The sequence below is a fragment of the Streptomyces sp. NPDC044061 genome (assembly GCF_056434305.1).
Genome location: NZ_JBWKFL010000049.1, coordinates 39,979 through 52,722, shown reverse-complemented (window position 1 = coordinate 52,722; position 12,744 = coordinate 39,979). Strand labels below are relative to the sequence as shown.

Genomic DNA, 12,744 nt, shown 5'->3' with positions numbered 1-12,744 from the left:
GCTCGTCCTCGGAAAGAACGATCTCAACAGCAGCAGGACCCCGATGCGCCATGAAAATAAAGGTACCAACTAACCCTCAGAAATTCTGGCGCATCGCACTAGGGCCTCTCTTTCGGATCTTGCCGGGATCGCGGGGCCTGGCACGCACATCTGCCGCGTTGTCGTCGGTTGCCAACGCTCCGCGTTGACGCCCTCCTCCGCCTTGCAGCTGCACGCACCAGACCCCGCTCGGGTCGGACACAAGGCGCTGCCGAACCGCAGCGGACCTCGCCGAGGGGGCGTCAGCCGTGGCCGCCCGCCCGGACCAGGCCGGTCTCGTAGGCCAGCACCACGACCTGTACCCGGTCGCGCAGGCCGAGCTTGGTCAGGATCCGGCCCACATGGGTCTTCACCGTCGCCTCGGACAGCACCAGCCGGGCCGCGATCTCGCCGTTCGACAGGCCCTGCGCGACCAGCACCATGACCTCGCGCTCCCGGTCGGTGAGCCGCTCCAGCTCCTTGTGCTGGGGCTCCTTGCCGGCGGAGGGCAGCATCGGCGCGAACCGGTCCAACAGGCGCCGGGTGGTGGACGGCGCCACCACCGCGTCGCCGCTGTGCACGGCGCGGATGGCCGCCAGCAGATCACCGGGCGGCACGTCCTTGAGCATGAAGCCGGAGGCGCCCGCCTTCAGCCCGGAGAAGGCGTACTCGTCCAGGTCGAAGGTGGTCAGGATCAGCACCTTCGGCGGATCGGGCTCCACGCAGATCCGCCGGGTGGCCTCCACGCCGTCCAGCTTGGGCATGCGCACGTCCATCAGCACGACGTCGACGGCGGTGGACCGCACCACCTGAAGGGCCTCCACGCCGTCGCCCGCCTCCGCGACGACCTCCATGTCCGGCTGGGCGGCGAGCACCATCCGGAACCCGGTGCGCAGCAGCACCTGGTCGTCGACGAGCATCACGCGGATCGTCATCGGGTCCTCTTCCGTGTCTTCGTTGCGAGGCTTCGGGAGCGTCGGCAGGGGGGTGGCAGGTGTCAACCGGGGGCGTGCGAGGGCGTCAGTGCGCCGGCTTGAGCGGGAGCAGCGCGCTGATCCGGAATCCTCCGCCCGGGCGCGGGCCGGCGTCCAGGGTGCCGCCGACCATGCCGACCCGCTCGCGCATGCCGATCAGGCCATGGCCCCGGCCGTCGGCGCCGCCCTCCTCGTACAGCTCGTGCGGGGCGCCCTTGCCGTCGTCCTCGACGAGCAGGCCGAGCCCGTCGTCGAAGTAGACCAGCCGCACGCTCGCGCCCGCGTTGGGCCCGCCGTGCTTGCGGGTGTTGGTGAGCGCCTCCTGGACGATGCGGTACGCGGTCAGCTCCACGCCGCTGGGCAGCGGGCGGGGGGTGCCCTCGACCTTGAAGTCGACGGGCAGGCCGGAGGTGCGGCACTGCTCGATGAGGTCGTCGATCTGCTCGACGTCCGGCTGCGGGACGTACTCCCCGCTCTCCTGGTGTTCGCCGGTGCGCAGCACGCCCAGCAGGCGGCGCATCTCGGCGAGGGCCTGGCGGCCGGTGGAGGAGATCGTCTCCAGGGCCTTCTTCGCCTGGTCGGGGGCGGCGTCGAGGACGTAGGCGGCGCCGTCGGCCTGGACCACCATCACCGACACGTTGTGCGCGACGACGTCGTGCAGCTCGCGCGCGATCCGGGCGCGCTCGGCGGCGACCGCCACCTTGGCCTGCGCCTCGCGCTCCTTCTCCAGCCGGGCGGCGCGCTCCTCCAGCTGGGCGAAGTAGGCGCGACGAGTGCGCATGGAGTCGCCGAGCACCCAGGCGAGGGCGAACGGCACCGTCTGGAACACCGCGATCGCCAGCTGGCCCAGCGTGCTGCTCTGCTGGGCGGGCCAGCGGATCTGCGCGAGCGCCGCCGCCGAGAGACTGACGACGAGCGCGAGCCGGGAGGCCCAGCGCGCGCCGACCGTGGCGACCGTGTAGGTGATCACCAGCATGGCGAAGTCGGCCACGGTCGTCTCGATGTCCAGCACCAGCTGGACCAGCCCGGTCGCGAGGGCCAGCAGCAGCATCGGCTCCGGGAAGCGCCGGCGCAGCGCCACGACGACGCACAGCACGGCGGACACCGCCAGGCCGCCGGCGATCGACATGTGGTGGTCACGCACGCCGCTCTGACTCACCACGCTCACGCCGGAGAGCCCGAACAGGACGACGGCCCAGAAGGTGTCGACCCATGTCGGGTGCCTGCGGAGGAAGTCATAGAGGCGCTGCACGTAACCCAGAGTAGGGAAACCGGATGCGTGCAGGGGTCAACCGGAGGGCCGATCCGCGCGCGGGACGTGTACTCCGCAAGGTGGAGGCCGTGATCACCTGTACGCCTAGTCTGTCCCGGTGACGGATGAGGCGACGGCGGAGAGCACCCGCGAGCGACGCGGCTGGCGGGAGGCGACCGAGGAGGCGCTCTACGGGCCCGGCGGCTTCTACCGGCGACCCGAGGGCCCCGCCGGGCACTTCCGTACGTCCGTGCACGCGTCCGCGTTGTTCGCGCGGGCCGTGGCCGGGCTGCTGTGCCGGGTCGACGAGGCCCTCGGGCGGCCGCGGACGCTGGACTTCGTCGACATGGGCGCGGGGCGCGGCGAGCTGGTCACCGGCGTGCTCGCCGCCCTGCCGTCCGACGTGGCCGCCCGCGCGCGCGGGTACGCCGTCGAGATCGCCGGGCGCCCGGCGGGCCTGGACGAGCGGATCACCTGGCTGTCCGAACCCCCGGAGGCGGTGAGCGGGCTGCTGTTCGCCAACGAATGGCTGGACAACGTGCCCGTGGACGTCGCCGAGGTGGACGCTGCGGGCGTGCCCCGGCTGGTGCTGGTCGCGGACGACGGCGCCGAGCGGCTGGGGGCGCCGGTGTCGGGCGCGGACGCGCAGTGGCTGGCGCGGTGGTGGCCGCTGCCGGGCGAGGAGGGTCTGCGCGCCGAGATCGGGCTGCCCAGGGACCGGGCGTGGGCGGCGGCGGCGGGCCGGGTGAGCCGGGGGCTGGCGGTGGCCGTGGACTACGCGCACACCGTGGACGCGCGCCCCCCGTTCGGGACCCTCACCGGCTTCCGGGAGGGACGCGAGACGGCTCCTGTGCCGGACGGGTCGTGCGACATCACGGCGCACGTCGCGCTGGACGCGTGCGCGGCGGCATGCGCGACGGCATGGGCGGCTCCTCGCACCGCGCCCACGTCCTCCGGCATCGCGCACACGTCCTCTGACACGGCGCACGCACCCTCCGCGGAGGCGCACACAATCCCGACCGCGCGCCTGCTCACGCAACGCGCCGCCCTGCGCGCCCTGGGCATCACCGGCGCACGCCCCCCACTGGCACTGGCCTCCACGGACCCCTCGGCCTACGTACGCGCCCTCGCGAGCGCCGGCGAGGCCGCGGAACTCACCGCGCCGGACGGCCTCGGCGACTTCGGCTGGCTGCTCCAGCCGGTCGGAATCCCCGACCCGCTCGCCCGAGGCGCGGCCAGTTGACGGTCACCTGACGATCAAGCGACCGTCACTTGTCGATCACTTGTCGGTCACTTGTCGATGTCTCCGACCACGAAGAACATCGAACCCAGGATCGCCACCATGTCCGCCACCAGCGTCCCCGGCAGCAGTTCGGTCAGCGCCTGGATGTTGTTGTACGAGGCCGAGCGCAGCTTCAGCCGGTACGGGGTCTTGTCCCCCTTGCTGACCAGGTAGTAGCCGTTGATCCCGAGCGGGTTCTCGGTCCACGCGTACGTGTGCCCCTCGGGCGCCTTCAGCACCTTCGGCAGCCGCTGGTTGATCGGCCCGGGCGGCAGCTCGGCCATCCGGTCCAGGCAGGCGTCGGCGAGGTCCAGCGCGTTGTGGGTCTGCTCCAGGAGGCACTCGAAACGGGCGAGGCAGTCGCCCTCGCCGTGGGTGACGACCTTCAGCGTGTCCTGGAGCTCGCCGTACGCCAGGTACGGCTCGTCACGGCGCAGGTCGAAGTCGACGCCCGAGGCGCGCGCGACGGGCCCGCTCACACCGTAGGCGTGCACCGTCTCGGGCGCGAGCGTCCCCACGCCCCGCGTACGCCCCCGGAAGATCTCGTTGCCGAGCACCAGGTCGTCGAAGACGTCCATGCGGGAGCGCACGGCGGCGACGGCGGCACGCGCGCGTGCCGTCCACCCCGCCGGCAGGTCCTCCTTGAGGCCGCCGACCCGGTTGAACATGTAGTGCATGCGCCCGCCGGAGACCTCCTCCATGACGTTCTGGAGCACCTCGCGCTCCCGGAACGCGTAGAAGACCGGCGTGATCCCGCCCAGCTCGAGCGGGTACGACCCGAGGAACATCAGGTGGTTCAGGACCCGGTTCAGCTCGGCGAGGAGCGTACGGGTCCACACCGCGCGCTCGGGGACCTCCATGCCGAGCATCCGCTCCACGGCGAGGACCACGCCCAGCTCGTTGGAGAACGCCGACAGCCAGTCGTGGCGGTTGGCGAGCATGATGATCTGCCGGTAGTCGCGCGCCTCGAAGAGCTTCTCGGCGCCCCGGTGCATGTAGCCGATCACCGGCTCCGCGTGCAGGATGCGCTCGCCGTCCAGCACCAGCTTGAGCCGCAGCACGCCGTGCGTGGACGGATGCTGGGGGCCGATGTTGAGCACCATGTCGGTGCTCTCGGCGGCACCGCCGATGCCGACCGTGGTCTCCGTCGCAGTCATGGACCCAGTCTCCCCTACGTACGCTGGGCCCATGGAGACGGGGATCCCGGCGGAGACCGGGGTGGCGGGGGACGGGCAGGAGTGGCGGGGGCTGCCGCCCGGCCTGCTGCGGATGCGGCGGCTGCTGCTGGGGGTGTGGACGGGGGTGCTCGCCCTCGCGGCGGGGCTGCTGCCCGGCCTGCTCGCGGGACCGGCCTGGGCCGCCTTCGCGCTGCTGCCACTGGCCCTGGCCGCGTGGGGCTGGCGGCTGCTGGGCCGCAACTGGCGCTCCTGGCGGTACGCCGAGCGCGCCGACGACCTGCTGATCAGCCGGGGCGTCCTGTGGCGCGAGCAGACCGTGGTGCCGTACGGGCGCATGCAGCTGGTGGAGGTCACCTCGGGGCCCGTGGAGCGATACTTCGGGCTGGCCAGCGTGCAGCTGCACACCGCGGCAGCGGCGACCGACGCGACCATCCCGGGCCTGGAGCCGGCCGAGGCGGAGCGGCTGCGCGACCGGCTCACCGAGCTGGGCGAGGCCCGATCGGCGGGCCTGTGACCACCCCGGACCTCGACGGCGTACCGGCGCGCCCGCCCGTCGCCGAGCGGCGGCTGCACCCCGTCACGCCCTTCCGGCGGGCCTGGGCGCCGGTTGCCGTGCTCGCCGGCTGGGCCGCGCACGACCCGAACAGCGCACAGGAGCAGTTGCAGAGACTGACCTCCACCATGCTCCTCGTCGGAGTGGCCGTGCTGGTCCCGGCGGCCGGCCTCTACGGCTTCCTGTCCTGGTGGTTCACGCACTTCGCGGTCACCGACAGCGAACTGCGCATACGCACCGGCCTGTTGTTCCGGCGCAGCGCGCACATCCGGCTGGAGCGCATCCAGGCGGTCGACGTCACGCGTCCGCTCCTCGCGCGCGTGGCGGGTGTGGCCAAGCTGCGGATCGACGTCGTCGGGGCCGACAAGAAGGACGAACTGGCCTTTCTGGGCGAGCAGGAGGCGCGTGCCCTGCGCGCGGAGCTGCTCGCGCGCGCGGCGGGTTTCGCGCCCGAGACGGCACGCGAGGTCGGCGAGGCGCCGGCGCACGACCTGCTGCGCGTGCCCCCGCGCGAACTGGCGCTCTCCCTGGTGCTGACGGGGGCGACCTGGGGCTCCCTGATCGCCGCCCTCGTCGTACCGCCGGTGCTCTGGCTCGCCACCCACAGCGTGTGGACGGTGCTCGCCGCGGGCCTGCCGCTGCTCGGCGCGGCGGGCGCGAGCAGCGCGGGCCGGTTCGTCGCCGAGTACGACTGGACGGTGGCAGAGTCCCCGGACGGGCTGCGCATCGACCACGGGCTGCTCGACCGCGCGCACGAGACGGTGCCACCGGGGCGCGTGCAGACCGTGCGGATCGTGGAGCCGCTGCTGTGGCGGCCACTCGGCTGGGTGCGGGTGGAGCTGGACGTGGCCGGGTCCGCCAACTCCGTGCTGGTGCCGGTCGCCCCGCGCGTGGTCGCCGAGTCGGTCATAGCGCGCGTGCTGCCCGGCGTGACCGTGCCGGCGTCGCCGTCCCGGCCGCCGCGACGGGCCCGGTGGTGCGTGCCGGTGCGGTGGCGCGGGTACGGCCTCGCGGTCACCGAGACGGTGTTCACCGCCCGGCACGGCCTGCTGCGCCGCCGCCTGTCACTGGTCCCGCACGCCAAGGTGCAGAGCGTACGGCTCACCCAGGGCCCCTGGGAGCGTCTGTGGGGGCTCGCCGACGTCCATGTGGACACGGGAGCCGGCAAGACCGTCACGGCCCGTCTGCGGGACTCGCAGGACGCGGCGCGGCTGCTGGGCGCCCAGGCGGAGCGGTCCCGCACCGGCCGCAGGGACGCCCGCCCGGACCGCTGGATGGCATGAGCCCGGCCCACCCCTCGCGGGTGAGCCGGGCCCGGTGCTGGTGGGGTCTCAGGAAGCCGCGGTGCGCAGCCCCTGGACGTCGATCTGCTCCGTCTCGTCGTGCGCGGTCAGGTCGATCACCTGGCCGACGCCGCGCGACTCCGCGTCGGCCGGCTTGAACTGCGCCTCGGTCTCCGCCTTGTGCAGCGCGAGGGCCTCCTGGCCGACGACGTCGGCGAGGTCCTCGTTCTGCACGGACTCCAGCGCGGCGGACGACGTCTCCTTCTGCGTGCCGAAGAAGTCGAACCCGCCCTCGACCGCCGGGCGCCGCACGGGTGCGGCCGGTACGACGGCCACCGCGGTCGGCACCGTGAAGTGACCGGTGGGCTGCTGCCCGGCGGACTTGCCGGCTCGGTCCGGCGCGGTCGTGGAGGCGGCCGCGCGGGCGTGCCCGTCGACCGCCTCGGGCTTCCCCTGCGCCTCGCCCTCCTGAACGGGCCGGCTTTCCGAACCGTCACCCCGGGCCTCGGCTGCCCCGGCCTCGGCCCCGGCAGGCTCGGCCGCGGGCTCGGACTTGGCGGGCTCGGCCTTGGCGGACTCGGCCTTCGCGGGCTCGGACTTGGCCGACTCGGCCTTCGCGGCCTCGGGCTTGGCGGCCTCGGGCTTGGCGGGCCCGTCCTCCGGGGGCTCCGGCTCGGTCGTCCCGTCCCCGGCCTCGGCCGACGTCCTGTCACGGTCGAGCCGGGACAGCGCCACCGCGGCCTTCAGGAACAGCTGGGCGCCCTCCGCGGAGAACGCGGTGCCGGTCTTCGGCTTCTCCTCGTCGGCCTCGGCCGTCCCGACGGCCTCGGGCTCGGCGCTGCGCGCGGGCGGCAGCGCGGGCGCACCGGACGGCACGGCCGCCTCGATCTCCAGCAACCGGCGCCCCTCCAGGGCGGTCGCGCGCTCGGTCTCCGCGGTGGCGTAGCGGCGCAGCAGGGCCGCGTGCTCGTTGCGCAGGCCGGCCAGCTCCGCGCGCTTGGCGCGCAGCCGCTGCTCCAACTTGGTGCGCAGCTCGCGCGACTCCTCGAGGTCGGTCTCCAGTTCGGCGACCCGCTCCTCGTAGCGCCACTCGTCGCTGGCACGCGCGCGCGTGAGGTCGGCGACCTGCTTGCCCGCCTGGGCGTCCCACCGGCGCATCACGACCGCGCCCACGACAGCCGTCGCCGCGGCGGCGGCGGCCAGCGTGCGCAACACGGTGACCTCGGAGAACACCCAGGGACCCAGCGCGCAGACGACGGAGACGCCGGCGATCGCCGACGAAGGCAGCAGCCGGTGCAGAGGCGGTGAATGGCGGTGGCGTCCACGTGGCATGGCCAGAAACTTACCGCGCGTAGGCGAATCGCGGACCCCCGCCCCGCAAAAAGCAGCCATACCAAAGGCTTCACGGGGCATCAGGCATCCGACGGGCTCAGCGGTCGCTCAGCCGCCCGCTGATCCACTGCAGCGTCGCCGGGATCTCCCGCCGCCAGGTGTTGAAGTTGTGGCCGCCGCTGTCCAGGATGATCGACGAGATCCGGGTCAGGTTCGTGGCCCGCACCCGCTCTATGAATCTGAGCGTGTCCTTGTAGTTGTGTTCGCCGATCCTGCTGCTGGTGACGAGCAGCGAGGTGTCGGGCGCGGGCTCGTGCGTGAGCATCCACCACAGGTCGGCACGATTCCGCAGATTTCCGTCGCCGCGGAAGAGGTCACCGGTCGTGGGGTCGATCGGCGCCTTGTAGTACGGCGACAGGCCCGCGCCGGCCGCGTAGACGTTCGGGTGGTGCATGGCGAGCTTCAGCGCGCAGTAGCCGCCGGTGGAGTCGCCGATGACGCCCCAGCTGCCGGGCCGCCTGCCCACCCGGTAGTGAGCCAGCACCGCCTCCGGAAGATCCTTCGCAAAGAACGTCTCCGCCTGCGGGCCGCCCGGGACGTCCACGCACTCCGTGTCGCGCGGCGGCGCCACGGTCGGCCGCAGCATCACCAGGATCATCGGCTGCATCCGCCCGTTCTTGGCCAGCTCCTGCGCGGTGCGCGGGTAGTGCAGTTTGTCCACCAGCGCCTGGGCCGTACCGGGGTAGCCGGTCAGCACGACGGCCGCCGGGAACGTACGCGTGCGGTACTGCGGCTGGAAGTACTCCGGCGGCAGATACACGTACGCCGGTGTGGCGATGTGGCTCTTGCGGCCCACGATGTCGACCCGCTGGATCTGCCCGGCCGCCTGCGGCCGCGAGCCGGCGGCGCCCTGCACGGCGGCGGTGGAGAGCACCTGCAGCGGGCCGCCCGTGCCGCCGTTGGCCGAGTGGTCGATGACGACGCCCTGGTCGGTCTCCCGGCCGAACAGGTCCGCCCAGCTGGCGTAGAAGCCGAAAGCCTGGTTGGCGGCGATCCCCAGGGAGGTGAACAGAGCAAGCTGGGTGGCGAGGAGCAGACCGACGCGCCCACTGACGGCCCGCCAGTTGCGCCGGGCGAGCCCCGGCCACAGCCACACCGTGGCGACGAACAGCATCACGGCGAAGACGACCGCCAGCACCAGCACTTTATTGCTCGTGAGACCCATGGGCTGCTTCCTGCCTGCGCTTTCCGCCCGTGGCCGCCCACGCACCGTTGCGAGGACTTGCCCGGGGCTTTCCTTGGCCTTTGACCCGACTTTCCGGTGGGGAGTGAACCTGTCTCCCCGAGACACCGTCCTAGAGGGCGCAATGTCGCCGGATGCCCCGATCGGCACCGGGTTCAAGGTCTCTCGCAGAACTACGGGATGCGATGTCTGTCAGGATAGATGGGGAAATGTCGGGCGGGGTTCCGGGCCGATCAAGCCGGGCGCGGCGCATACTGCGCGGCCCGCGCCCCGAGGCCGCCCCCGCTCTGGTCGCAAGGGCGTGTGCCCTCGTGGGCGTGGTGGACATTGCGGCGGGCGTGTTCCCGCGCTTCCGTCACAGCCGTATGCACGCCCTGGCGGAGGTGCTGCCCGGCTCCTTCGGGCCCTTCGCCGCCGCGCTCTCACTCAGCGCCGGCGTGCTGCTGCTGCTGCTCGCGCACGGGCTCAAACGACGCAAACGCCGGGCGTGGCGCGCCGCGGTCGCACTCCTGCCGGCCGGCGCCGTAGCCCAGTTCGTCTACCGGCACTCGCTCATCGGCATGCTCATCTCGGTGGTGCTCCTCGTGCCGCTGCTGCGCCACCGCGACGAGTTCGCGGCCCTGCCCGACCCGCGCAGCCGCTGGCGCGCGCTCGCCAACTTCGTCCTCATGAGCGCCGGTTCCCTCGCCCTCGGACTGGTCATCGTCAGCGTTCACCCCAACCGCATGGTCGGCGACCCGAGCCTGGCCGACCGCCTGACGCACGTCGTCTACGGCCTGTTCGGCTTCGAGGGGCCCGTGGACTACGCCGGCAACACCTCCTGGACTGTGGCCTTCTCCCTCGGCGCCCTCGGCTGGCTGACCGCCGTCACCACCATCTACCTGGCCTTCCGCCCCGAACACCCGGCCGCCCGGCTCACCGAGGAGGACGAGACCCGCCTGCGCGACCTGCTGGAGAAGCACGGCCGCCGCGACTCCCTCGGCCACTTCGCGCTGCGCCGCGACAAGGCGGTCGTCTTCTCCCCCAGCGGCAAGGCGGCGGTCACCTACCGCGTCGTCTCCGGCGTGATGCTCGCCAGCGGCGACCCGATCGGCGACGTCGAGGCCTGGCCCGGCGCCATCGAACGCTTCATGGACGAGGCCAAGGCCCACTCCTGGACCCCCGCGGTCATGGGCTGCTCCGAGACCGGCGGCGAGGTGTGGACCCGCGAGACCGGCCTGGACGCCCTGGAACTGGGTGACGAGGCGGTGGTCGACGTGGCGGATTTCTCGCTCGCCGGACGCGCGATGCGCAACGTGCGCCAGATGGTCAAGCGCATCGAGCGGGCCGGCTACGAAACCCGGGTACGGCGCATCCGTGACCTCGGCGAGGCCGAACTGGAGCGCATCCGCCGGGCGGCCGAGGACTGGCGCGGCACGGACACCGAGCGCGGCTTCTCCATGGCGCTCGGCCGCATCGGCGACTCCGCCGACGGCGACTGCCTGATCGCCACCGCCCACAAGGCCGAGGACCAGCCCGGCGAGTACGGAGACCTGAAGGCGATCCTGCACTTCGTGCCCTGGGGCGAGGACGGCGCCTCCCTCGACCTCATGCGCCGCGACCGCAGCGCCGACCCCGGCATGAACGAACTGCTGATCGTCGCCGCCCTGCAGGCCGCCCCCCGGTTCGGAATCACCCGGGTCTCGCTGAACTTCGCGATGTTCCGCTCCGCCCTCGCGCGCGGCGAGAAGATCGGCGCGGGCCCGGTACTGCGCGCCTGGCGCGGTCTTCTGGTGTTCCTCTCCCGCTGGTTCCAGATCGAGTCGCTGTACAAGTTCAACGCCAAGTTCCAGCCCCGCTGGGAGCCGCGCTTCGTCGTCTACCGCGCCTCCGCCGACCTGCCCCGCATCGGCTTCGCCGCCATGCAGGCCGAGGGCTTCGTCAACCTCGCCCTGCCGCTGCCGCGCTTCCTGCGCCGGCGCGGAGCGGCCGCCCAGCGCCCCTGCGCGCACGCCGTCGCGGAACGCGACGTCCGTGCCGCCTGACCCCGGCCCGACCCCGCGACACCCCCCGATCAACCCCCGGCCCGCCCCCCCGACTGGCCCGGACGGAAGCCCCACCCCCTCCAGCACAGGGGCCTCCGCCCGGGCCGCGGCGCGTTCACGGCCCCGCCCCTGGGCCTACGCTGAACATATGAACAACCTCAGCGGGCGCGGCCAGGTGGTGGGCCTTCCGGAGTGGGACCGGTGCGCGGTCATGGGCGTCGTCAACGTGACCCCCGACTCCTTCTCCGACGGCGGCCGCTGGTTCGACACGACCGCCGCCGTCAAACACGGCCTGGACCTGGTCGCCGAGGGCGCCGACCTGGTCGACGTCGGCGGTGAGTCCACCCGCCCCGGCGCCACCCGCGTCGACGAGGCCGAGGAACTCCGACGCGTCATCCCCGTCGTCCGCGGCCTCGCCTCCGAAGGTGTGGTCGTCTCCGTCGACACCATGCGCGCCTCCGTCGCCGAACAGTCCCTCGCGGCCGGGGCCGCCCTCGTCAACGACGTCAGCGGCGGCCTCGCCGACCCCGCGATGATCCCCGTGGTCGCCGCGACCGGCGCCCCCTTCGTCGTCATGCACTGGCGCGGCTTCCTGGAGGGCGGCAACGTCAAGGGCGTGTACGAGAACGTCGTCGCCGAAGTCGTGGACGAACTGCACGCGCGCGTGGAGGCCGTTCTCGCGGGCGGGATCGCCCCCGACCGCATCGTCGTCGACCCCGGCCTCGGCTTCTCCAAGGAGGCCGACCACGACCTCACCCTCCTCGCCCACCTCGACCGTCTGCGCGTCCTCGGCCACCCCCTGCTCGTCGCCGCCTCCCGCAAGCGCTTCCTCGGCCGCGTCCTCGCCGGCCCGCAGGGCGCGCCCCCGCCCGCCCGCGAACGCGACGCCGCCACGGCCGCCGTCTCCGCCCTCGCGGCCCACGCCGGCGCATGGGCCGTGCGCGTGCACGAGGTACGCGCCACGGCTGACGCCGTACGCGTCGCACGCGCCGTGGAAGGAGCGCGTACGGCACCGGACGCTCCGGCGGCAGAGGTCGGGCGCGGGGCGGAAGGAGCCCGGTGAGCGCCCCCCACACCGACGTCGAACAGGTGGAGGCCGCCAACACCGCCTTCTACGAGGCGATGGAACGCGGAGACTTCGAGGAACTGTCCTCGCTCTGGCTCACGCCCTCCGACCTGGGCGTCGACGAGGAGTACCACGACCCTGCCGACACCGGCGTGATCTCCTGCGTCCACCCCGGCTGGCCCGTGCTCACCGGCCGCTCCGAGGTCCTCAGGTCGTACGCGCTGATCATGGCGAACACCGACTACATCCAGTTCTTCCTCACCGACGTGCACGTCTCCGTCACCGGCGACACCGCCCTCGTGAACTGCACCGAGAACATCCTCAGCGGCGGCCCCGCCCCCGAGGACGGCGCGGAACTCGGCCCCCTGGTCGGCCAGCTCGTCGTCGCCACGAACGTCTTCCGGCGCACACCCACCGGCTGGAAACTCTGGTCCCACCACGCCTCCCCCGTACTGACCGAAACCGACGAGGAAGACGAAAACGGCCAGAACGGGGTGAACGGCGTCGACCCGGACGACAACCCACTCGCCTGAGGGGTG

Annotated in this window: 11 protein-coding genes; 6 read left to right on the top strand and 5 right to left on the bottom strand. The window is 72.9% G+C overall.

What is annotated here, in order from left to right; genetic code table 11:
- Window positions 1-281: 281 nt before the first annotated feature.
- Window positions 282-953, bottom strand: coding sequence for a response regulator (locus tag AC07CM_RS42670; RefSeq protein ID WP_478881936.1), 672 nt, complete (start codon window positions 951-953; stop codon window positions 282-284).
- A gap of 85 nt (window positions 954-1,038) precedes the next feature.
- A complete protein-coding gene (locus AC07CM_RS42665; protein ID WP_478881935.1) occupies window positions 1,039-2,244 on the bottom strand; it encodes a sensor histidine kinase in 1,206 nt (401 codons plus the stop codon).
- Between the two features lie 118 nt (window positions 2,245-2,362).
- Here AC07CM_RS42665 and AC07CM_RS42660 point away from each other — a divergent pair, with 118 nt between their 5' ends.
- Window positions 2,363-3,487, top strand: coding sequence for an SAM-dependent methyltransferase (locus AC07CM_RS42660; protein WP_478881934.1), 1,125 nt, complete (start codon window positions 2,363-2,365; stop codon window positions 3,485-3,487).
- Window positions 3,488-3,534: 47 nt separating this feature from the next.
- Here AC07CM_RS42660 and AC07CM_RS42655 read toward each other — a convergent pair whose 3' ends face one another.
- Window positions 3,535-4,683, bottom strand: a complete 1,149-nt coding sequence (locus AC07CM_RS42655) for an NADH-quinone oxidoreductase subunit D (protein WP_478881933.1) — start codon at window positions 4,681-4,683, stop codon at window positions 3,535-3,537.
- Window positions 4,684-4,714: 31 nt separating this feature from the next.
- On the opposite strand from AC07CM_RS42655, the gene AC07CM_RS42650 reads away from it, so the two are divergent.
- Window positions 4,715-5,218, top strand: a complete 504-nt coding sequence (locus AC07CM_RS42650) for a PH domain-containing protein (RefSeq protein ID WP_478881932.1) — start codon at window positions 4,715-4,717, stop codon at window positions 5,216-5,218.
- The gene (locus tag AC07CM_RS42645; RefSeq protein WP_478881931.1) at window positions 5,215-6,540 is read left to right on the top strand and encodes a PH domain-containing protein; all 1,326 of its coding nucleotides are present in this window, start codon (window positions 5,215-5,217) and stop codon (window positions 6,538-6,540) included. The genes AC07CM_RS42650 and AC07CM_RS42645 overlap by 4 nt, the downstream gene beginning before the upstream one ends.
- A 48-nt stretch (window positions 6,541-6,588) precedes the next feature.
- On the opposite strand, the gene AC07CM_RS42640 is transcribed toward AC07CM_RS42645, so the two are convergent.
- Both AC07CM_RS42640 and AC07CM_RS42635 read right to left on the bottom strand, forming a co-directional pair.
- A complete protein-coding gene (locus AC07CM_RS42640; protein ID WP_478881930.1) occupies window positions 6,589-7,872 on the bottom strand; it encodes a hypothetical protein in 1,284 nt (427 codons plus the stop codon).
- Window positions 7,873-7,969: 97 nt separating this feature from the next.
- Complete coding sequence (locus tag AC07CM_RS42635; RefSeq protein ID WP_478881929.1) at window positions 7,970-9,097, bottom strand: alpha/beta hydrolase; 1,128 nt, start codon at window positions 9,095-9,097, stop codon at window positions 7,970-7,972.
- A gap of 227 nt (window positions 9,098-9,324) precedes the next feature.
- Here AC07CM_RS42635 and AC07CM_RS42630 point away from each other — a divergent pair, with 227 nt between their 5' ends.
- The 3 genes from AC07CM_RS42630 to AC07CM_RS42620 all read left to right on the top strand — a co-directional run bounded on the left by AC07CM_RS42630 (window position 9,325) and on the right by AC07CM_RS42620 (window position 12,738).
- Window positions 9,325-11,139, top strand: coding sequence for a phosphatidylglycerol lysyltransferase domain-containing protein (locus AC07CM_RS42630; RefSeq protein WP_478881928.1), 1,815 nt, complete (start codon window positions 9,325-9,327; stop codon window positions 11,137-11,139).
- 148 nt (window positions 11,140-11,287) lie between these two features.
- Window positions 11,288-12,202, top strand: coding sequence for a dihydropteroate synthase (gene folP / locus AC07CM_RS42625; RefSeq protein WP_478881927.1), 915 nt, complete (start codon window positions 11,288-11,290; stop codon window positions 12,200-12,202).
- The gene (locus AC07CM_RS42620; protein WP_478881926.1) at window positions 12,199-12,738 is read left to right on the top strand and encodes a nuclear transport factor 2 family protein; all 540 of its coding nucleotides are present in this window, start codon (window positions 12,199-12,201) and stop codon (window positions 12,736-12,738) included. Before folP ends, AC07CM_RS42620 begins: the two co-directional genes overlap by 4 nt.
- Window positions 12,739-12,744: the final 6 nt, after the last annotated feature.